23 protein-coding genes are annotated in these 20,475 nt (G+C 64.8%); 14 read left to right on the top strand and 9 right to left on the bottom strand.

Annotated elements, in window-relative coordinates; genetic code table 11:
• The first annotated feature begins 42 nt into the window (after positions 1 to 42).
• The 3 genes from D8Z78_RS23380 to D8Z78_RS23370 are packed head-to-tail and all read left to right on the top strand — an operon-like array spanning position 43 to position 2,134.
• The gene (locus D8Z78_RS23380) at positions 43 to 573 is read left to right on the top strand and encodes a Fur family transcriptional regulator (protein WP_121634192.1); all 531 of its coding nucleotides are present in this window, start codon (positions 43 to 45) and stop codon (positions 571 to 573) included.
• Positions 570 to 1,331, top strand: a complete 762-nt coding sequence (locus tag D8Z78_RS23375; RefSeq protein WP_121634194.1) for a metal ABC transporter ATP-binding protein — start codon at positions 570 to 572, stop codon at positions 1,329 to 1,331. Before D8Z78_RS23380 ends, D8Z78_RS23375 begins: the two co-directional genes overlap by 4 nt.
• Positions 1,331 to 2,134, top strand: a complete 804-nt coding sequence (locus tag D8Z78_RS23370) for a metal ABC transporter permease (protein ID WP_121634196.1) — start codon at positions 1,331 to 1,333, stop codon at positions 2,132 to 2,134. Before D8Z78_RS23375 ends, D8Z78_RS23370 begins: the two co-directional genes overlap by 1 nt.
• 132 nt (positions 2,135 to 2,266) lie before the next feature.
• On the opposite strand, the gene D8Z78_RS23365 is transcribed toward D8Z78_RS23370, so the two are convergent.
• Positions 2,267 to 2,527: a DUF2312 domain-containing protein gene (locus D8Z78_RS23365; protein ID WP_121634198.1), complete on the bottom strand. Its 261-nt coding sequence runs from the start codon at positions 2,525 to 2,527 to the stop codon at positions 2,267 to 2,269.
• A 120-nt stretch (positions 2,528 to 2,647) separates the two neighbouring features.
• Between D8Z78_RS23365 and D8Z78_RS23360 the strand changes: the two genes are divergently transcribed.
• On the top strand, positions 2,648 to 2,863 hold the full coding sequence (locus tag D8Z78_RS23360; protein WP_121634199.1) for a hypothetical protein: 216 nt from the start codon (positions 2,648 to 2,650) through the stop codon (positions 2,861 to 2,863).
• Here D8Z78_RS23360 and D8Z78_RS23355 read toward each other — a convergent pair.
• The 3 genes from D8Z78_RS23355 to D8Z78_RS23345 all read right to left on the bottom strand — a co-directional run bounded on the left by D8Z78_RS23355 (position 2,860) and on the right by D8Z78_RS23345 (position 5,475).
• Positions 2,860 to 4,800 carry an enoyl-CoA hydratase/isomerase family protein gene (locus D8Z78_RS23355; RefSeq protein WP_121634201.1) on the bottom strand — a complete coding sequence of 647 codons (1,941 nt, stop codon included), beginning with the start codon at positions 4,798 to 4,800 and terminating at the stop codon, positions 2,860 to 2,862. The genes D8Z78_RS23360 and D8Z78_RS23355 overlap by 4 nt on opposite strands.
• A gap of 142 nt (positions 4,801 to 4,942) precedes the next feature.
• The gene (locus tag D8Z78_RS23350; RefSeq protein ID WP_121634203.1) at positions 4,943 to 5,152 is read right to left on the bottom strand and encodes a hypothetical protein; all 210 of its coding nucleotides are present in this window, start codon (positions 5,150 to 5,152) and stop codon (positions 4,943 to 4,945) included.
• Complete coding sequence (locus D8Z78_RS23345) at positions 5,149 to 5,475, bottom strand: TraR/DksA family transcriptional regulator (protein WP_121634205.1); 327 nt, start codon at positions 5,473 to 5,475, stop codon at positions 5,149 to 5,151. Before D8Z78_RS23345 ends, D8Z78_RS23350 begins: the two co-directional genes overlap by 4 nt.
• Before the next feature lie 144 nt (positions 5,476 to 5,619).
• Here D8Z78_RS23345 and D8Z78_RS23340 point away from each other — a divergent pair, with 144 nt between their 5' ends.
• The 4 genes from D8Z78_RS23340 (at position 5,620) to D8Z78_RS23325 (ending at position 7,898) form a co-directional block, all read left to right on the top strand.
• Positions 5,620 to 6,483, top strand: a complete 864-nt coding sequence (locus tag D8Z78_RS23340; RefSeq protein ID WP_121634207.1) for an MBL fold metallo-hydrolase — start codon at positions 5,620 to 5,622, stop codon at positions 6,481 to 6,483.
• Between the two features lie 112 nt (positions 6,484 to 6,595).
• Positions 6,596 to 7,021: a YeeE/YedE family protein gene (locus D8Z78_RS23335; protein WP_121634209.1), complete on the top strand. Its 426-nt coding sequence runs from the start codon at positions 6,596 to 6,598 to the stop codon at positions 7,019 to 7,021.
• Between the two features lies 1 nt (position 7,022).
• Complete coding sequence (locus tag D8Z78_RS23330; RefSeq protein WP_121634211.1) at positions 7,023 to 7,460, top strand: DUF6691 family protein; 438 nt, start codon at positions 7,023 to 7,025, stop codon at positions 7,458 to 7,460.
• Positions 7,461 to 7,469: 9 nt separating this feature from the next.
• On the top strand, positions 7,470 to 7,898 hold the full coding sequence (locus D8Z78_RS23325; protein WP_121634213.1) for a protein tyrosine phosphatase family protein: 429 nt from the start codon (positions 7,470 to 7,472) through the stop codon (positions 7,896 to 7,898).
• Positions 7,899 to 7,901: 3 nt separating this feature from the next.
• On the opposite strand, the gene D8Z78_RS23320 is transcribed toward D8Z78_RS23325, so the two are convergent.
• The 5 genes from D8Z78_RS23320 to D8Z78_RS23300 all read right to left on the bottom strand — a co-directional run bounded on the left by D8Z78_RS23320 (position 7,902) and on the right by D8Z78_RS23300 (position 13,966).
• Positions 7,902 to 9,122: a FliM/FliN family flagellar motor C-terminal domain-containing protein gene (locus D8Z78_RS23320; protein ID WP_121634215.1), complete on the bottom strand. Its 1,221-nt coding sequence runs from the start codon at positions 9,120 to 9,122 to the stop codon at positions 7,902 to 7,904.
• Positions 9,123 to 9,213: 91 nt separating this feature from the next.
• Positions 9,214 to 11,898 carry an ATP-binding protein gene (locus D8Z78_RS23315; RefSeq protein WP_121634216.1) on the bottom strand — a complete coding sequence of 895 codons (2,685 nt, stop codon included), beginning with the start codon at positions 11,896 to 11,898 and terminating at the stop codon, positions 9,214 to 9,216.
• Positions 11,895 to 12,164: a hypothetical protein gene (locus D8Z78_RS23310; protein ID WP_121634218.1), complete on the bottom strand. Its 270-nt coding sequence runs from the start codon at positions 12,162 to 12,164 to the stop codon at positions 11,895 to 11,897. Before D8Z78_RS23310 ends, D8Z78_RS23315 begins: the two co-directional genes overlap by 4 nt.
• Positions 12,161 to 12,529: a response regulator transcription factor gene (locus D8Z78_RS23305; protein WP_121634220.1), complete on the bottom strand. Its 369-nt coding sequence runs from the start codon at positions 12,527 to 12,529 to the stop codon at positions 12,161 to 12,163. The genes D8Z78_RS23310 and D8Z78_RS23305 overlap by 4 nt, the downstream gene beginning before the upstream one ends.
• 135 nt (positions 12,530 to 12,664) lie before the next feature.
• Positions 12,665 to 13,966: a helix-turn-helix transcriptional regulator gene (locus D8Z78_RS23300; protein ID WP_121634222.1), complete on the bottom strand. Its 1,302-nt coding sequence runs from the start codon at positions 13,964 to 13,966 to the stop codon at positions 12,665 to 12,667.
• Between the two features lie 218 nt (positions 13,967 to 14,184).
• Between D8Z78_RS23300 and D8Z78_RS23295 the strand changes: the two genes are divergently transcribed.
• The 6 genes from D8Z78_RS23295 to D8Z78_RS23270 form a co-directional block, all read left to right on the top strand.
• Positions 14,185 to 15,528, top strand: coding sequence for a substrate-binding protein (locus D8Z78_RS23295; RefSeq protein WP_121634224.1), 1,344 nt, complete (start codon positions 14,185 to 14,187; stop codon positions 15,526 to 15,528).
• A 165-nt stretch (positions 15,529 to 15,693) separates the two neighbouring features.
• Positions 15,694 to 16,701: a branched-chain amino acid ABC transporter permease gene (locus tag D8Z78_RS23290; RefSeq protein ID WP_121634226.1), complete on the top strand. Its 1,008-nt coding sequence runs from the start codon at positions 15,694 to 15,696 to the stop codon at positions 16,699 to 16,701.
• A gap of 6 nt (positions 16,702 to 16,707) precedes the next feature.
• Entirely contained in the window at positions 16,708 to 17,910 is a 1,203-nt protein-coding gene (locus tag D8Z78_RS23285) for a branched-chain amino acid ABC transporter permease (RefSeq protein ID WP_121634228.1), read from the top strand.
• Between the two features lie 12 nt (positions 17,911 to 17,922).
• The gene (locus tag D8Z78_RS23280; protein ID WP_121634230.1) at positions 17,923 to 18,678 is read left to right on the top strand and encodes an ABC transporter ATP-binding protein; all 756 of its coding nucleotides are present in this window, start codon (positions 17,923 to 17,925) and stop codon (positions 18,676 to 18,678) included.
• 80 nt (positions 18,679 to 18,758) lie between these two features.
• Positions 18,759 to 19,514 carry an ABC transporter ATP-binding protein gene (locus tag D8Z78_RS23275; RefSeq protein WP_121634232.1) on the top strand — a complete coding sequence of 252 codons (756 nt, stop codon included), beginning with the start codon at positions 18,759 to 18,761 and terminating at the stop codon, positions 19,512 to 19,514.
• 92 nt (positions 19,515 to 19,606) lie between these two features.
• Positions 19,607 to 20,475 (top strand): AMP-binding protein (locus tag D8Z78_RS23270; RefSeq protein WP_164933072.1); only part of this gene is annotated, 869 nt, incomplete at its 3' end.

Here is a 20,475-nt window from a genome sequence, read left to right as displayed (position 1 = left end):
GATTGTATAACATTACAGGCCGAATACAGGAAATGAGATAACATGACAAGTCGTGGCGTTCAGGACAATTTGGATCGGGCAAAGGCGTTGCCCAAACCTGTCGGATTCGACGCGCATAATCACGACACCTGTGTCGCCGCGGGCCTGTCCGAGGCCGAGACACACTGCGCCGCGGCGGGCTTGCGCTTTACCCCGGTGCGGCGCGCGGCACTGGAAATCCTGCTGTCCGAGCATCGCGCCCTCGGGGCGTATGAACTGCTCGACCGTTTGCGCGATGCGGGGTTCGGCGCGCAGCCGCCCGTTGCCTATCGCGCGCTGGATTTCCTTGTCGAGAACGGCTTCGTGCACAAGATCGAGCGGCTCAACGCCTTCATCGCCTGCGCGCATCCCGGCGCCAACCATTCGCCCGCCTTCCTGATCTGCCGCAAATGCGACGCGGTCGCCGAGGCGCATTCCGCCCCGGCCCCCGGCACCTTGGGCGAGGCTGCGCGCGCCACCGGGTTCCAGATCGAACGCACCGTGGTCGAGGCGCTCGGGCTATGCCCCTCCTGCACCGAGACGCCCGACTCATGAGCCTCTTGACCGTCGAAAACCTGAGCGTCCGCTACGGCGCGACCCAAGTCCTGCGTGATGTCAGCCTGAACGTGGAACCCGGTGAGGTCGTCACGATTGTCGGCCCGAACGGGTCTGGCAAGACGACGCTGTTGCGGGCGATCGTCGGCGCGGTATCGGGCGCAGCCGGTCGGATCGTCCCGGCGCCGGGCCTTGTTCTGGGCTATGTGCCGCAACGGCTGCACATCGACCCGACGCTGCCGATCACCGTGACGCGCTTCTTGTCTTTGCCGGGCGGCGCCTCCAAGGCGGACAAGACCGCCGCGCTGGCGCGCGCGGGCGTGCCGGACCTCGCCCAGCGTCAGATGTCGCAATTGTCCGGCGGCCAGTTGCAACGCGTCCTGCTGGCCCGCGCGCTGGTCGCAAAGCCGCAGCTTTTGTTGCTGGACGAGCCGACCGCGGGGCTGGATCAGCCCGGCTCTGCGGCCTTTTATCAACTGATCGACGATGTGCGGCGCGAAACCGGCTGCGCGGTTCTGATGATCAGCCATGAATTGCACGTCGTGATGTCGGCGTCGGACCGGGTGATCTGCCTCAACGGCCACGTCTGCTGTCACGGCACGCCGGAACACGTGTCGTCGGCACCGGAATACCGGGCGCTTTTCGGGACAGGCACTGGCGGCGCGCTTGCGCTCTATCGGCACGACCACGATCATGCGCACCATCACGACGAGTCCTGCGGACACGACCACCCCCCACAGACAAAGGCAGCCGAGTGATGCTGGACGATTTCATGACACGCGCCACACTGGCCGGGGTCGGCGTGGCCTTTGCCGCAGCACCGCTGGGCAGTTTCGTCGTCTGGCGGCGTATGGCCTATTTCGGCGATGCGACAGCCCATGCCGCAATCCTTGGCGTGGCGCTGTCGCTGGCTTTGGAGATATCCATCTTCCCCGGCGCGATTGCCGTCGCGCTGATCATGGCGCTGACGGTGTCCGCGCTCAGCGGGCGAGGCTACGCGATGGACACGCTGCTGGGCGTGCTGGCGCACTCATCGCTGGCCTTCGGTCTGGTTGCGGTCTCTTTCCTGTCGGGCATCCGCATCGACCTGATGGCCTATCTGTTCGGCGACATACTGTCCGTGTCGCGCGGCGATCTGGCGGTGATCTGGGGCGGGTCCGCGCTGGTCGTGGCGCTGATCGCATGGCGCTGGTCTGCGCTGCTGACATCGACCCTGAACGACGAGCTGGCCTATGCCAGCGGCATCGACCCGAAGCGCGAGCAACTGGCGTTGACCCTGTCGCTCGCCATCACAGTGGCCGTGGCGATCAAGGTCGTGGGCGTCCTGTTGATCGCGGCGATGCTGATCATCCCCGCCGCCGCCGCGCGGCCCTTGTCGCGCACGCCCGAGGGCATGGCCCTGATCGCGGCGGCCATCGGCGGTGCGTCGGCCGTGATCGGACTGCGCGCGGCTTATGTCTTGGACACGCCCGCCGGGCCGTCGATCGTGTGTGTGGCGGCCCTGATCTTTGTCGGGACCAGCCTGTTCAGGTTGCTCGGGGTCGCGAACCGCGCCGAATGAGATGGCTGGTCTGACATTCCGTCAGACCGGACCGCCCGCACCCGAACGACCCGACCAATCATCCAGCCTTGGCAGAGCGCGCCCGTTCGACGGGTTCGCGCCCTGGGGATGACGCCCGCCTCCCGGTTCGCGTCAGGCCATGCCCAGCGCGGCGAGATACATCTCCATCACCGCCTCTTCCTCGGCGATGTCATCCTTGTCGCGCTTGCGCAGCGCGAGGATCTTGCGCATGACCTTGGTGTCGTAGCCGCGCCCCTTGGCTTCGGCCATGACTTCCTTGATCTGCTCGGCGATCTCCTTCTTCTCTTCTTCGAGGCGCTCCACGCGCTCGATGAAGGATTTCAGCTCACCCGCCGCGATGCCGTAGCTGTTGCCGCTGTCTTCGTCCTGCATGACTGCCTCCTGCGATTTTTTCCGAACCTAGCTACCCCCCTGCCCGACCTGCATCAAGGGGTTGCGCGCCGCGCCCGCCTCCTTTACCCGAGGCAGCCAGCAAATCAAGGAGTGCGCGCCATGGTATGGCTGATCTGGATTGGGGCGGCGATCTCGGTCGCGGGGCTGTTGGGCCTCGTCTGGTGCATCCTCAAGGTCGTGAAGGCGCGCAAGGCGGGCCTGTCCGACGAGGAATTGCGCGATGTCGTGAAACAGGTCGTGCCCTTGAACATGGGCGCGCTGTTCCTGTCGACCATCGGGCTGATGATGGTGATCCTCGGCATCTTCCTCGGCTAGAGCGCGTCGAAATCGCGGCCATTCTTGACCAGCTCGCCCCAGATCGGTTCGGGCTGCCAGAAATGGGAGTCCGGGTGGTCCAGCCGTTCGAGCATCTTCATGACCTTGAACAGGCCAAGGATCGATACGGCCTTCATCGCACCGCCGCGCCCGCGCGGAAAGTCCATCGCCAGCATCGCCACCACATCCAGATCCGACGCGCGGTCGACCATGCCACGCTCCAGCGCGCGCAGGCCCTCGTTGGCAACCGCGCCCAACAGCAACGGCACGATATCCTCGACCGGTCGGGACACGGCCGGACGGGCCCCGTTGATCAGGCGCGGCACCGCGTCGCTGCGGCTGTGCCCATCATCGCCCCAGTCATAGAACCCCTGCCCCGACACCCAGCCGCGCCGACCGATCTCGACCAGTTCATTGGACCAGTTGCGCGCGCCCTTGGCACGGGGCGCGTCGGCAAAGGAGTCGAGCCCGATCAGGTCGCGCGTGCGGAAGGGCGGTTTGTGCCAGCCCCATGACTCGACCGCGTCGTCGATTACGTAGGGATCGTATCCGACATCGATCAGGCCGTCGGCGGCACGGGCGAGCGCGGCGGTCAGCAGCCCGGCGACGCTTTCCCCCTGAGACCGCACATGCACCGCCACCTTGCCCAGCCGTTCCGCCAAGGCGAGCGCATGGGCCTGTTGGGCGGGCGTGCCTTGCGGACCTTCGATGATCTCGACCAGCCGGTTGGAGAAGACCGGCGGCGCAAACCGCATGCCGAGCGCATCGACCTTGCCGCCCTTGACCACGGCGCGCGGAACGTCCCGCGGGGCGGGCACATCGCCCTGCCCGCGCGCCGCATGCAGGATCATTTCCGCCCCGGTGACCATCTCCTCGCTGATGCCGGTGACAAGATTGCCAAGGCGCGCCTCGGCATTTTTCGGGAAAATTTCCCGTAATTGATTGACGCTGTCGGTCAGCCGCGCCATGTCGCGGGCGCCCCATTGGACGCGCAGCCCGGCCTGCAACGCCGCCACGGCAATTTGCATGGCCAGCGGACCGGGGCCGAGAATCGCCAGAGTTTCAAGTTTCGGCAGCGCCTTGGGGCGGGCCGGAAAGCGCCGTGCCGCCCTTTCCGCCGCAAAGGAATGGCGCAGCGCACTGGCCGCAGGTGACGCGAGCGCGTCCGAAAACGCCGCCTCTTCCATCGCGCAGCCTGCCTCGAACGGCAGCAGCATCGCGCCCTCGACGAGGTGCAGGATCTGCGCCGCCGCGCCGTCGGGCTCCCGGAGCGTCGCGCGCCGGGCGTTGATCTCGGCTTGGTAGGCCTTGGGATCGGCAAAGCCGTCGCGGCGATCGCATTGCCTGCGCGGCCCGGCCCCCTGCGCGCGCAAAGCATGGGCAAAACGCAGGGCGGTGCCGCGCAGGTCGCTGCTGGCCACCGCGTCGACCAGCCCCTGCCCCGGCGCCCGGTCCAGTGCCAGCACACCCCCGGTCATCATCATGTCGAGCGCCAGTTTGGCCCCCACCAGCCGCGGCAGACGCTGGGTTGCGCCGCCCGAGGGGATCAGGCCCACCAGCACTTCGGGCAGGCTGGCCCGCGTGCCGGGCATGGCCAATCGGTAGTGGCAGGCCAGCGCCAGTTCGAACCCGCCGCCATAGACCGTGCCATGCAGGGCGGCGATGACCGGCTTTTCGCAGAACTCGACCCGGGCCGTCAGGTCGCGCAGGAACGGATCTTCGAGAGGGCGATCATATTCGCCCATATCCGCCCCGGCGGGAAAGGTCTGCCCCGCCCCGTAGATCACGATTTCCTCGACGCTGTCGTCCTCTTCGGCGCGATCCACCGCCTCCATCAACGCGGCGCGCACCTGACGCGACAAGGCGTTGACGGGCGAATGGCTGACGCACAAGAACGCCACGCCCTGATCGACTTCGGTGACCACCAATTCTGCCATCTGCCTGCTCCCCGCGCATTTGCGCGCGTTTTCAGGCGATTAGACGGTCTGTGGATAAGTTTGGCAAAGGGTTTTGGCCAATTTTGACCGATTTGCGCGCAATCAAGCCGCCAAGCGTGGCGGATATGACTCGGATTTTGCCCTAAAGCGGCAGATTGTCGAACTGCGCCTCGACCGCAGCATCGACCCGCGCGGCGATATAGGCCTTGGCCCATTGCGGGGCCTGCTGCCCGCTGGCCTCCAGCGACAGGACCGCCTGTTCGAGGTGATCCAGCACCGCTTCACGCGCCTCCTCCGGCGTCTTCAGCAGTTCGTCGTGCAATTCTTCGATCCGGGTTTCAAGCCTGTTCATCCGTCAGCGCCCCCGGCACACTCCGCACAAAGCGGCGCGTCGGGCACGGCATCCAGACGCGCCGCCGCGATGTCATCGCCGCATTTCACGCAGACCCCGTATGTGCCATCCGCGATCCGGCCCAGCGCAGCCCGGATCCGGGCGATTTCGGCCTGCCCCGACTCGCCCAGCGCCTCCAGCACCTCGTCGCCTTCGCGCTCGACGGCCATTTCCTCCCAGTCCTTCGAATGCTCGGCCTCAAGCGCGCCCTCGATCTCTTCGAGGCGCCCGCCAAGTTCGCGCAAACGATTGATAAGCTTCAGTTTGTGTTGATGGTGGGACATTCTGTCGTGTCTCCGTCAGGTTGCGAAACGATGATGCCCGATGCAGGCTTCGAGGACATTGATGCAAGTCAAAGGCAACTTGCCCCTTGAAACACATTCTGTTTTGCGTATATGAACCTCGAAAGTTCGAAAAGGAACCGCACCATGAAACCTGAAGTGACCGCATTCTTCGACGACGCAACCAACACGATCTCGTATGTCGTGCGCGACCCGAATGGGACCTCCTGTGCGATCATCGATTCCGTGCTGGACTTCGACTACTCGTCGGGCCGCACCGATACCAAGTCCGCAGACGAGATCATCGCCTTCGTCAAGGACAAGGGCTATACCGTCGAGTGGCTGCTCGAAACGCATGTGCACGCCGACCACCTGTCCGCCGCGCCCTACATTCAGGAGGCCGTCGGCGGCAAGATCGGCATTGGCGACCGCATCAAGATCGTGCAGGACACGTTCGGCAAGGTCTTCAACGAAGGGACCGAGTTCCAGCGCGACGGCAGCCAGTTCGACCAGCTCTTCGTCGAGGGCGACAGCGTCCATATCGGCCAGATGCGCGTCGACGTGCTGCACACGCCGGGCCACACGCCCGCCTGCCTGACCTATGTGATCGGCGACGCGGCCTTTGTCGGCGATACGCTGTTCATGCCCGATTTCGGCACGGCGCGCTGCGACTTCCCCGGTGGGTCATCCGAGACACTGTTCGAGTCGGTGCAAAAGATCCTGACCCTGCCGGACGAGACCCGCATCTTCGTCGGTCACGACTACAAGGCGCCGGGCCGCGACGAATACGCATGGGAAACCACGGTGGGCGAACAGAAGGCCGCCAACATCCATGTCGGCGCAGGCAAGTCCAAGGACGAGTTCGTCACCATGCGTGACACCCGCGATGCGACGCTGGCCATGCCCAAGCTGATCATCCCCTCGTTGCAGGTGAACATGCGCGCCGGACAGATGCCGCCCGCCGACGAACAGGGCGATGTCTTCCTCAAAGTGCCGGTCAACAAGCTCTGACGGCCTGAAATCACCCCTTTCTCCGGCAGGAGAGGGCCGCGAGGGAGGGGTTCCATCAACGCACAGCCGTCGCGAAACCGGCTGCGAGCTACAGGATCAAAGGAAACGCAACATGCCTATTGACTGGATCTGGGGCCTGATCGGCGGTTTGCTGATCGGCACCGGAGGCGCGATCTATCTGCTTGGCAATGGCAAGATCATGGGCGCCTCGGGCATCATCGGCGGGCTGGTGGACGGCTCTGGCCTCGATACGAAATGGGAACGCATCCTGTTCCTGCTGGGGGTCGCCGTGATGCCCGTGGTGTTGACGCCCTTCTACCGTTCCGTCGACACGCACATCACTGACAACTGGTACGCGCTGGTCGCAGCCGGGCTGCTGGTCGGGATCGGCACGCGGCTGGCGAATGGCTGCACCTCCGGTCACGGGGTCTGCGGCATGTCGCGCCTGTCGGTCCGCGGCTTCGTCGCGACGGCGTGCTACATCCTTGCGGGCGGCATCGGGGTCATCCTCTTCCGTCACATTCTGGGAGTCATCTGACATGTTGAGACATCTCATAGCCCTGATCGCGGGCGGTTTCTTTGGTGCGGGCCTGTTCGTGTCGGGCATGACCGACACCACCAAGGTGCAGGGCTGGCTGGACGTGTTCGGCAATTGGGACCCGACGCTGGCCTTCGTCATGGGGGGGGCGATGATCCCGATGGCGCTGGCGTGGCTGGTGCGCGAGCGCCGCAGCACCGCCCTGACCGGCGCGCCGCTGCCGCCGCCGCCCTCGCGCAAGATCGACCGCAACCTCGTCATCGGATCGCTGATGTTCGGGACCGGCTGGGGCCTTGTCGGGCTGTGCCCGGGGCCGTCCATCGCGTCGATCAGCTACGGCGGTCCGGGGCTCTACGCCTTCCTTGCCGCGATGCTGACCGGCTTTGCCGTGGCGCCGCATGTGCGGAGCCGTCTGGACAGGGTCGTTCCGGCGGAATAAACCTCGCCTATGGAAACGCGCATCATCTCAGAAACCTATCACGTGTCGCCGCAGATCTCACCCGAGGATGCGGCGGCGCTGCGCGAGGCGGGTTACAGCCTCGTGATCTGCAATCGCCCCGACGGCGAAGTGCCTCCGGCGCTTCAAGCCGAGTCGATTGGCCAAGCCGTGACGTCGGCGGGGCTGGAGTTTGCGGTTCTGCCGCTGACCCACCAGACCATGACGGCCGAGAACATCCTCAAGCAGTCCGAGCTGGTCGCCAAGGCCAATGGCAAGGTGCTGGCCTATTGCGCGTCCGGGACGCGCAGCACGGTGATCTGGGCGCTCGGCCATGCCGCCGAGCTTGGCGTCGACGAAGTTCTGACCCGCGCCGCCGAGGCGGGCTATGACCTGTCCGGGCTGCGCCCGACACTGGAGACCCTCGCCGGCGAAGGCTGAGCACTACTTTTCATCGAAATCGAAATCCATCGGCGCCGAGGCAAACTCGTCGCCCAACCCGATATCGTTGTCATCGTCGGGCATGTCGAATTCACCAAGGTCGAAATCGGCGGCATCGGCGGCAAAGTCGATATCCGGCAAGGCAGCATCGCCGCCAGCGGTGTCGAAATCGTTGCTGAACTCGCTTTCGAATTCGGCCGGTTCGACATCGATTTCGGGCAGGTCCGCCGCGAAATCCCCGGCCGGTTCCGGTGCCGCCAGCGCGCCGGCAAAGTCCGGTGCGCCGGGGACGAGACCGGGCACGTCATCGGCACGGCGACCATATTTGACCGGGCCGGGCGCCTCGCCATCGCGGGGCGGCCACGTCAAGCGCACGGCGCGCATGCCGTTGGTTTGCCCCAACTTGCCCCGCGCCACGAGCTGCCCGCGCCCCGCCGTCACCTCGACCCGGTCGAGCACATCCACAGGCAGTTTCAGCAGATCGCCGGGCCGCAGCGTTCCGGCCTGCCCCAGCGACATGGTGATCCGGCTCAGCACCGCATCGAGCCGAGCTGGCACGCGGCTGAGACGGTCCTCGTGCGGGCCGGGACCCGCAGGTTCCGCCGCTGCGCCGCCCTTGCCCTTCTTCAAGTCCTTCTCGGGAAGGTAGATCGACACCCTGCCCTTGCGTCGGCCCAGCGCCAGATCGACCTCGGCCCGGAAGGCGCGGTAGCCATGCGCATCCAGCAACAGCGACGCGGTGCGCGAATCCTCGACCATGGCGCCAAAGCGGTAGCCGGTGATTTCCCCGTGCAATGGATGATCGACGAGGTAATCGGCCATGCGCTCCATCGTGGCGTCGATCATCGGTGCCATCATCGCGGCATCGGTCGCTGTCAGCGGACGCTCGGGATCGAAGGGAATGGTGCTGACCTGCTGGATCGTCTGCACCTCGATCAACCCGGTCATCACGTCGCGCTCGATGGCGACCAGACCCAACGTGCCCTCCGGCCCATCCAGCAACAGCAGCAATTCCGAGGGTGACAGGCAATCGATCACGCCGTCCTGATCATGCGCCTCGATCGAGACGGACTGGCAGACCAGCGCGAGGTCCCAAAGACCGTCAGCCGCGCGCGACAGGGCGCGGCGCAGCGCCTTGGAGGGCGACATGCCGCGCGCCTCGAACGCACGTTGGGCCGCCAGTGCCTTCTGGCCCAAAACATCATCTCGCCCACCGTCAGCCATGGAATCCTTCACTCGACATTCATGCCTCCGCTTTCGGTTATGGCCCGATTTGGTTACCAAGGTCTGAAACACGGCTCGGAATTGGAAGGAATTATTGCGCCGCCAGCGCAAATTCGCGCGGCAGGATCACGCGGAAGGCACCGCCCCCCTGGCCCGGCAGATAGCTGATTTCACCCCCGAGGCGCACCACGATCTGGCGACAGATGGCCAGTCCCAGACCTGCGCCGCCGGCCTTCTGATCGCTGACGCGGGCGAATTTCTCAAAGATCATGTCCTGAGACTCCGTCGCCACCCCCGAGCCGTTGTCGATGAAATCGACGATCACCCGATCTTCGTGGGGTTCCACGCGAATCGTCAGGCGGGGAGCGGTCGCATCACAGTATTTCCGGGCATTGGTGACCAGGTTGATGAAAACCTGGCTCAGCCGTTCGGTATCGGTGTGCAGGCGGATGTTTTCGGCAACCGGATCGCGGACCACTTCGAGACCGCGCTCGCCCTCGTTGGCCGAAGCCGCCGCCAGCGCCCGGTCCAGCACGTCACGCAGGAGGCCCTGCCCAACATTCAACGACACCTGACCGTTTTCCAAAACCGAGAGGTCCAGCAAATCGTCCAGCAAGCGGGTCAGGCGGATCGCTTCGTCCTGGATGATCGAGGCGTATTTCGACTGTTCTTCGTCGCTCAGCCCCTGCGCGTCGCGCAGGATCTCGGAAAAGGCCCGGATCGAGGTCATGGGCGTGCGCAATTCATGGCTGATCTGGCTGAGAAAGGCGTCCTTTTGCACCGACAGGCGCGTCAGCTTGTCATTGGCGGCGCGCAGCTGCGCGGCGGTGCGCGACAACTCGGCCGATTGCGCTTCGAGCCGGGCGGAATATTCCATCATCTGCGCGGTCTCGTCGGCCACGGCCATCAGGTCCTGCACGGACACGGCGGCCCCGCCGACGATCTGCCCGATCATCGCATGCGCCGTCGCCGCCCCCACAGAGCCCGCCAGTTCGCGTTCCAACCGTTGCAGGAAGGCCGGGGTGGGTTCGGGCAGATGCCCGTCCAGCCCCTGTTCGCGCGCGGCCTGCTGGAACAGCGCCACCGCCTCCGACGCGCCGATGATGCGCTGTGACATGACCATCAGGTCCTCGGCCTGCGCGACGCCCTGCGTCCAGCCGCGCGCGCTGCCGGGCGCCTGCGTGACATTGACGAATTGCGCGCCCTGAAGCCGTTCGAGCGGGCTTGGGAAGCTGAACAGCGACGCGGCGAAGAAGGCCACCGTGTTCAATGTCAGGCTCCACAGGACCGCATGCAGCAGCGGGTCGAGCCCGTCCAGCCCGAACAAGGCGTTGGGGTTGAGCGAGGCGATGCCGAATGGCCCCTCGGCAAAGAAACTGTCGGGCAGCACCACGCCGGGTCCGAAGCTGGGCAGGTACAGCGTATAGAGCCAGATCACGAAGCCAGTGCCGATCCCCGCCAGCGCGCCCAACCGCGTCGCCCCGCGCCAGAAGATGCCGCCCAGCATTGCAGGCAGCACCTGCGCCACGCCGGTGAATGACACCAGCCCGATGGTCGCCAGCGCGGTCCCGCCGCCGGACATCGCGTAATAGAGGTAGCCCAGCAGCAACACCCCGGCGATCGAGATCCGCCGCGACAGCAGCACCACGTGGCGCACATCGCCCGACACCGATGCCGTCCCGGTGGTGAAGCGCAGCCAGATCGGCATGACGATGTGGTTCGAGACCATGGTCGACAGGGCAATGGCCGCGACGATCACCATGGATGTGGCGGAGGAGAAGCCGCCAAGGAAAGACAGCATCGCCAGCCCGTCCTGCCCTTGGCTCAGCGGCACCGTCAGCACGAACAGGTCCGGGTTGGACCCTTCGGGCAGCACGTCGAGGCCCACCACCGCGATCGGCACGATGAACAGGCTCATGAGCATCAGGTAGAGCGGAAAGGCCCAAGCCGCCATGCGCAACTGGGTGTCGTTGTCGTTCTCGACCACCAGCACCTGAAACATGCGCGGCAGGCACAAAAAGGCCGCCGCCGACAGAAGCATCAGCCCGACCCAGCGCCCGCCCTGCACGTTCCAATGCCCGAGTTCGGAGGCGTCGATCCGCTCCAGCGTGCCCGAGATGCCCCCCGACATGCCCCAGACGACAAAGGCGCCCACCGCCAGCAGTGCCGCCAGCTTGACGATCGCCTCCAGCGCGATGGCCATGACCACGCCGTGATGGCGTTCGTTCGCGTCCAGATTGCGGGTGCCGAAGATCACGGTGAACACCGACAGGCCCGCCGCGACCCAGAACGCGGTGCTGGTCGGGCCCTGGGTGCCCGGCAGTCCGGGATGGCCGAAGACCTCGACCGACAGGGTCACCGACTGCAATTGCAGCGCGATATAGGGCGTGGTGCCGATCACCGCCAGCAGGGTGACGCCCACGCCCAGCAGGTTCGACTTGCCATAGCGCGAGCTGATCAGGTCCGCGACCGAGGTGATGCGCTGCGCGCGCCCGATCCGCACAAGCTTGCGCAGGACCCACCACCAGCCGATCAGCACGAGGCTGGGGCCGAGATAGATCGTCATGTACTCGAAACCGTTGCGCGCCGCGCTGCCGACCGCCCCGTAAAACGTCCACGCCGTGCAGTAGATCGACAGCGACAGCGTGTAGACGATGGGCGCGCGCAGCCAGTTGCCCCGGCCTCGCCGCGCGGCGCGCTCGGCAAAGAAGGCAACCGCGAACAGCAGCGCCACATAGGCGACCGAGATCGCCGCAAGGCTGTTGAGCATGCTCACGGCTTGTCCTGCGCGCGTGTCCGCCCCAAGGCGACGATCAGCGCCCCCGCGCCCGCGACAAGTCCGAACCAGACGGCAAAGACATAGATCAGCGCCGTCGACGCAGAGACCGGCTGCGTCGGCAGCGCCCAGAGCAACGGCACCCACCACAACAGAAGCCCCAGCAGCGGCAGCGCCCGCGCCGCGTCGACGATGCGCCGTCGACGATAGGTCTGACGCTCGACAAAGAGCGGGATTCGCTGGTCGCTGTCCGAGGCGGGGCTCATGCGCCGGTCAGGGCCCGCACCGCGTCGAGCACATCCGCATTGGCAAAGGGTTTGGTCATGAACCGCGAGGCACCCGCGCGTTCGGCCATCTCGCGATCCTTGCTTTGGCCGCGCGCGGTCAGCATCAGGACCGGCAGGTCGGCAAAGCCCGGATCGTCGCGCAGTTCCCGCAGGATGTCATAGCCCGACCGGCCCGGCAGCATCACGTCGAGGATCAGTATATCGGGGGCGCGGGCGCGCACCACCTCTGCCGCATCGACGCCATTGGAATGGGTTGCCACATCCCAGCCGGCGCGCGACAGGATGAACTTGATCGCCTCGATGATGTTCGGCTCGTCCTCGATCAGCAGAACCTGCCCGGCCATTCATTCCCCCCCGTGCATCCCCGGCCTAGTCCTTGCTGGACGCTTTTCAGTCCCGGAGTGTCGCGACTGTATGCCTATAAATAACGGCCTGTCAAAAGGTCAGACAGTCCGGACGGGCGGCTATGCCGCAGGCAATCAGCCGGCGGGCGCAAGGATCGACGGCTCGGACCGCGCGGCGCAGGCCTCGCGCGGGCAGACCCGGCAGGCGACGCCAACAGGACGGGGCACGGGCGTCTCCGATACCAGCGGATGCGGACGCACCAGCATCTGCGCCTCGTAGATCGCCTCGTCATTGACGGCGATGCGTCCGCGCGGCACCGCCAGCGCCTCGGCCCAAAGGCCCGGCCCGGTGCGGCCCGGCTGCTGGACCGGCAGCGACAGCAGCACGCCGGGTCTGTTGAGCGCATGATACAGCGGCCAAAGCGGACAGGCCGCGCCGAAGCGCGGCATCGGGAAGTCGGGCAGCGGCTTGCGGTAGCGCAAGGTCCCCGAGGCATCGCAGATCGCCAGCCCGACCGGTTCCGGAAGAAGATCGGGCGGCAGCGTGGCCAGCCGCCGCATCACGCGGGCCGGATCGGCGTCCAGCGCATGGGCGAGCGCGACCGGATCGGGGCCATGGCGGCGCAGGGGCGTTTCGACAAGGTCCAGAGGCAGGGCGCGGGCATCGGCCGCGTAGCGCGTCAGCCAATCCCGCAGCAACCCCTGCGCCGACAGCGATGCGTCCTGCCCCAGACGCTCCATGGCGGCGTCCACCGACCCGCCTGCGGTCTCGAGTTCGGGGACATGATGGCCCGTCGCCTCCAAGGCGGCATCCAGTTCCTCTTGCGGGGTGCCCGTCCGCGTGGCGTCGGCCTCGTCGGCCTCCAGATAGGTGACCAGTCCGCGCGAGGTTTCGGCAAGGCGGGCGCTGTCCTCATGGATGTTGCGGTGAAAACGGGTCTGCCAGTCCGGATCGATCTCACCCGGCTCGGCAAGGATCGAAGCGGTGGAGTGGATCGCCGTGACGGTCGACAGCATCTCGTGCAGCGAGGCTGCCAGATGCGGGTCATGGGTCATGCGGTCGGTCAGGGTCTCGACGCTGCGTTCCAGCGTGACGATGCGCGCCCGGCAATCCGCCAGCAGCTGCGCCCAGCCGGGAAAGCGCCCGGCGAATTCGTCGACCCGGTCCAGTTCGGCCGCCCCGCCCAGTTCCGAGGCGGTCTCGCGCAGGGTCGCGATCAGGGCCGCACCCGCGCCTTCGGTCAGCATCGTCGGCTCGACATCCAGCACCGCCGCGATATCGAGCAGCAGCTTGCCGCCGATTCTGCGCCGGTTGTGCTCGATCAGGTTGAGATACGAGGCCGAGATTCCGGCGCGCCGCGCCAGATCGGCCTGTTTCACTCCGATCGCGACCCGCCTTTCGCGGATGCGCGAGCCGGTCAAGGTGTCACGGGGCATGGGCATTCCCTTGGCAAAACAACGGGTTTCTGCATTGCAACATACATGAATTTACAGTTTACCACGGCATACTTTTCAATCTTTGACAAAAAAACCCTTTCAAGAAAAGCCCTTGTTGCGTGATTTTCGGTTAATGCGTCATAGTAATTTTGCACAGTGGTGCGTGCAAAGGCCGTTGAGGAGCCGCCTTTGCCATTCATGAAATTGGGAGGATATTTATGTCCAACAACCTGACACGTCGTGGCGTGCTGAAGTCCGGCGCCGTCGCTGGCGCAGGCGTCGCGCTGCCGACCATCTTCACCGCGTCTTCCGCAAGCGCCTTTACCAACGAGCCGACCGGCTCGAACGTGGTTCTTGGCTTCAACGTGCCGCAGACCGGCCCCTATGCCGACGAAGGCGCAGACGAACTGCGCGCCTACGAGCTGGCTGTCGAGCACCTCAACGGTGGCGGCGACGGCGGCATGATGGGCACCTTCTCGTCGAAGGCGCTGGACGGCACCGGGATACTGGGCAAGAAGGTCGACTACGTGACCGGCGACACCCAGACCAAGTCTGACGCTGCCCGCGCATCGGCCAAGTCGATGATCGAAAAGGACGGCGCCATCATGATCACCGGCGGCTCGTCCTCGGGCGTGGCCGTGGCCGTTCAGGGCCTCTGCCAGGAAGCCGGCGTGATCTTCATGGCGGGCCTGACCCACTCGAACGACACCACCGGCAAGGACAAGAAGGCCAACGGCTTCCGTCACTTCTTCAACGGGTACATGTCCGCCGCGGCGCTGGCCCCGGTTCTGAAGAACCTCTATGGCACCGACCGCAAGGCCTATCACCTGACCGCCGACTACACCTGGGGCTGGACGCAGCAGGAATCGATCGCAGCCGCGACCGAGGCCATGGGCTGGGAAACCGTCAACAACGTGCTGACCCCGCTGGCCGCGACGGACTTCTCGTCCTACATCGCGCCGGTCAAGGATTCGGGCGCCGACGTGCTGGTTCTGAACCACTACGGCGGAAACATGGTGAACTCGCTGACCAACGCGGTTCAGTTCGGCCTGCGCAACGCACAAGCCAACGGCAAGAACTTCGAGATCGTCGTTCCGCTGTTCTCGCGCCTGATGGCACGCGGCGCCGGTGAGAACATCAAGGGCATCGTCGGTTCGACCAACTGGCATTGGTCACTGCAGGACGAGGGCTCCAAGGCGTTCGTCAAGTCGTTCGGCACCAAGTACGGCTTCCCGCCGTCGCAGGCCGCGCATACCTGCTACGTGCAGACGCTGCTGTATGCGGATGCCGTGCAGCGCGCCGGTTCGTTCAACCCCTGCGCAGTCGTCGAGGCCCTCGAAGGCTTCGAATTCGACGGCATGGGCAACGGCCCGACCCTGTACCGCGCCGAGGACCACCAGTGCTTCAAGGACGTGCTTGTCGTGAAGGGTAAAGAGAACCCGACCTCCGAGTTCGACCTTCTGGAAGTCGTCGAAGTCACCCCGGCATCGCAGGTCACCTACGCGCCGGATCACCCGATGTTCGCTGGCGGTGCCCTGGGCACCTGCAACCCGGGCGCGTGATCGATAAAGTAGGATGGGTGATCACCCATCCTACCCCACGCACCCAAAGTAGGATGGGTGATCACCCATCCTACCTCTCACTCCCGAGACGACATCGGTTCTTATACTCCCGTCCTCAGGCATGGCCTAAGGGCGCTCTCCACACTTAACCTGACGGTGGGGTCAATGGACGCAATCATTCTTCAAATTCTGAACGGGCTCGACAAGGGCTCGGCCTATGCGCTGATCGCGCTGGGACTTACACTGATCTTCGGCACGCTGGGCGTGGTGAATTTCGCCCACGGCGCGCTGTTCATGATCGGCGCCTTCTGCGCGGTCACGCTGCAGCGCCTGTTCAACCTCTCCTACGAGACGATCGACCCGACCAAGACCGACTTCCTCGGCAACCCCGCCAAGGTCAAGACTCCCTACGTCGAAAGCTGGTTCGGACCGGAAACCGGGGCCGCCATCATCGACTGGTCGGTGCCACTGGCGATCCTCTTCGCGATCCCGATCATGCTGCTGATCGGCTACGTGATGGAACGCGGCCTGATCAAGCACTTCTACAAGCGCCCGCATGCGGACCAGATCCTCGTGACCTTCGGCCTTGCCATCGTTCTGCAGGAAATCATCAAGTATTTCTACGGCGCGAACCCGATCCAGACCCCCGCCCCCGAGGCCCTGTCGGGCATCGTGGAGGTTCTGCCCGGCATCTTCTACCCGGCCTGGCGCGTGGTCTATTTCTGCTTCTCGCTGGTCGTGATCGGCGGTGTCTTTGCCTTCCTGCAATTCACCACCTTCGGCATGGTTGTCCGCGCCGGCATGGCGGATCGTGAAACCGTGGGCCTTCTGGGCATCGACATCGACAAGCGCTTTACCCTGATGTTCGGCCTCGCCGCCTCCGTCGCGGGCCTTGCGGGCGTCATGTACGGGCCGATCAATGCGCCGAACTACCACATGGGGATGGACTTCCTCGTGCTCAGTTTCGTCGTGGTCGTTGTCGGCGGCATGGGCTCGCTGCCCGGTGCCGTGCTCGCAGGCTTCCTGTTGGGCGTCCTCGAAAGCCTCGCCTCGCTCGAAGCGGTGATCTCGGCCATTCCCGGCATCAACCAGATCATCATCTACCTTGTCGCCATCGTCATCCTTCTGACCCGTCCGCGCGGTCTGATGGGGCGCAAAGGCGTGATGGAGTAACCAGACATGTTCGGACTCGACAAAAAAGACTCAACCCTGCTCATCCTCGTTGCCGTCCTGACGCTGCTGGCACCGTTCATCCTGAACCCCTTCCCCAGCGATAGCGGTCTGGCGCAGTTCAATGCCGGCTACCCGGACCTGATGCAGCGCTTCGTGATCTTCGGGATCTTCGCCATCGGCTTCAACATCCTGTTCGGCCTGACCGGCTATCTCAGCTTCGGTCACGCTGCCTTCCTCGGTGTGGGCTCCTACTCCGCCGTGTGGATGTTCAAGCTGCTGAGCATGAACATCCTCCCCGCGATCATCCTGAGCGTCATCATCTCGGGCCTGTTCGCGCTGGTCATCGGCTTCGTCAGCCTGCGCCGGTCCGGGATCTACTTCTCGATCCTCACGCTGGCCTTCGCGCAGATGTCCTTTGCGCTGGCCTATTCGGTGCTGACCCCGATCACCAACGGCGAGACCGGCCTGCAAATCGCACTTGACGATCCGCGCATCTTTGGCGGCGCGGTTGCGGCGGACGGCTCCATCCCGGTGACCAACCTGTTCGGCCTCGAAATGCGCTCTGCCTTCGACATGGCCGTGGGCCCGTGGAGCTTCACCTTCTCCGCTGGCTACTATGTCTGCGCAATCGTCATGCTGATCGCCTTCTACCTCGCGATCCGCATCTTCCGCTCACCCTTTGGCATGATGCTGCGCGCGATCAAGTCGAACCAGACCCGGATGAACTATACCGGCCTGAACCCGAAGCCCTACACGCTGGCGGCCTTCGTGATCTCGGGCATGTATGCCGGTCTGGCCGGTGGCCTAATGGCCTCGATGGATCCGCTGGCCGGTGCCGAGCGCATGCAGTGGACCGCCTCCGGTGAGGTCGTCCTGATGACCATCCTCGGCGGCGCGGGCACCCTGATCGGCCCGGTGCTGGGCGCAGGCGCGATCAAATACATGGAAAACATCTTTTCCAAGATCAACGACAATGTCCTGCACGGCTGGTTCGCCTTCCTGCCCGACGGCATGGAAGACGCGGTTGTCTGGATCCTGCACCCCTTCGTGGGCAAGGGCTGGCACCTGACGCTTGGCATCATCTTCATGCTGGTCGTGATCTTCCTGCCCGGTGGCCTTGTCGAAGGCGGACAGCGCATCGCGCGGGCCTTCAAAGGCAAGAAGGCCAAGGAAACCAGCGAAAAAGCCACCACCGAGCCTGCGGAATAAGGAGAGAGACCGATGGGTATTCTTGAAGTCAAAGACGTCGGCAAGCGCTTCGGTGGCCTGCAAGCCCTGGGTGACGTGAACCTCTCCGTCAAGGAGAACACCTGCCACGCGATCATCGGCCCCAACGGGGCCGGGAAATCCACCCTGCTCAACTGCCTCGTCGGCAAGCTGATCCCCGATACCGGGTCGGTCATGTTCGACGGCCAGTCGGTCCTCGGGCGGTCACCGCACGAGATCAACCAGATGGGCATTTCCCGCGTGTTCCAGACGCCCGAGATCTTTGGCGATCTGACGGTGATGGAAAACATGATGATCCCGCTCTTTGCCAAGCGGGACGGCTCCTACCGCCTGCACGCGATCAAGAGCGTGATGAACGAACGCCAGCTGCGCGAAGAAGCGGAACAGATGCTGGAAGAGGTGAACATGCTGGACAAGCGCCACATGCATTCCGCCTCGATGTCGCGCGGCGACAAGCGGCGACTGGAGATGGCCATGTGCCTGATCCAGCGTCCGAAATTGCTGCTGCTCGACGAGCCCACCGCCGGCATGGCGCGGGCCGATACCAACAACACGATCGACCTGCTCAAGGAGATCAAGGAAAAGCGCGACATCACCATCGCCATCATCGAGCATGACATGCATGTGGTGTTCTCCCTCGCCGACCGGATCACCGTTCTGGCGCAGGGCACCCCGCTGGTCGAAGATGCGCCCGAGAACATCAAGGGCCATCCCAAAGTGCAGGAAGCCTATCTGGGCGAAGCGCATTAAGCATCACACCGCGCCCCGGGCCTGACCCGGGGCCTCCACCATGAGGTCCCGGATCAAGTCCGGGACGGGAGGAAACCAAGATGAACGTCCGTCCGGATTTTTCCAAGAACGCCAATATGGCCGAAACCGCCCCAGCCTTCCTGTCAGTGTGGGACATGCATTCCTACTACGGTGAAAGCTACATCGTGCAGGGCATTTCCTTCAACGTGCACGAGGGCGAGATCCTCGCCCTTCTGGGCCGCAACGGCGCGGGCAAGACCACCACGCTGCGCTCGATTGCCCGTCTGGATGACCCGCAGGTCACCCATGGCGAGATCTGGCTGGATCACCAGCCGCTGCACCTGAAAAAGGCGCATGAGGCGGCCGTGGCCGGTCTGGGCCTCGTGCCCGAGGACCGTCGCATCATCGCCGGCCTCACGGTCGAGGAAAACCTCAAGCTGGCGCAGATCGCCCCGCCGATCGGCTGGTCCATCGACCGTCTGTACGAGCTGTTCCCCCGTCTGGGCGAGCGCCGCAACCAAGAGGGCGTGACCCTTTCGGGCGGCGAACAGCAGATGCTGGCGATTGCCCGGGCCTTGGCGCGGGACATCAAGGTGCTGCTGCTGGACGAGCCCTATGAAGGCCTCGCGCCGGTGATCGTCGACGAGATCGAAAAGACCCTGCGCCACATCAAGGAACAGGGCATGACCACGGTCATCGTCGAACAGAACGCGGTGCGTGCGCTGCAACTGGCCGACCGGGCCGTGATCCTCGACACCGGCTCCATCGTCTTTGACGGGACCGCCGCCGAGGTTCTGGAAAACGAGGCGCTGCGCGCCGAATACCTCGCGATTTAAGCGAAATCGCCCGGCCTCCACGACCAAAGTGGACTTGCAACTGGGGGCCGGGACCTGTTCCCTGCCCCCAAATCATTTGTGGAGGAGCCAAAATGAGCAAGACCTATGCACCCAGCGCCGACCTTGTGTCGAAGGCGCATGTGGACGCTGCGCAATACGAGGCGATGTATGCGCAATCCGTGTCGGAGTCGGAGAGCTTCTGGGCCGAACAGGCGCAGCGCATCGACTGGATGAAGCAGCCGACCGAGATCAAGAATGTCGATTTCACCCTGGGCCAGGTGTCCATCGAGTGGTTCCGCGACGGCACCCTGAACGTCGCCGCCAACTGCATCGACCGCCATCTGGAAACCCGCGGCAACCAGACCGCCATCATCTTCGAGCCCGACGATCCCAACGAGCCCGCGCAGTCGATCAGCTATAACGACCTGCACCGCCGCGTCTGCCGCATGGCGAACGTGCTGGAGTCACTCGGCGTGCGCAAGGGTGACCGGGTCATCATCTACCTCCCGATGATCCCCGAAGCCGCCTATGCCATGCTCGCCTGCGCGCGCATCGGCGCGGTGCATTCCATCGTCTTCGCCGGCTTCTCGCCCGATGCGCTGGCCGCGCGCGTCAATGGCTGCGACGCCAAGGTCGTGATCACCGCCGACGAGGCCCCCCGCGGCGGCCGCAAGACCCCGCTGAAAACCAATGCCGACAAGGCCCTGCTGCATTGCAAGGACGACGTCAAATGCCTGGTCGTGAAGCGCACCGGCGGGCAAACCACCTGGGTGGACGGGCGCGACTACGACTATAACGAGATGGCGCTGGAGGCCGACGATTACTGCCGCCCCGCCGAGATGAATGCCGAAGATCCCCTTTTCATCCTGTATACCTCGGGCTCGACCGGGCAGCCCAAGGGTGTTGTGCACACGACAGGTGGATATTTGGTTTACGCCAGCCTGACCCATGAGATCGTGTT

This window comes from Tropicibacter alexandrii (assembly GCF_003667315.2).
In the GTDB taxonomy this organism is placed as follows: Bacteria; Pseudomonadota; Alphaproteobacteria; order Rhodobacterales; family Rhodobacteraceae; genus Tropicibacter; species Tropicibacter alexandrii.
The sequence above is the reverse complement of the archived record's forward strand: the minus strand, read 5'-3'. Positions and strand labels throughout refer to the sequence as shown.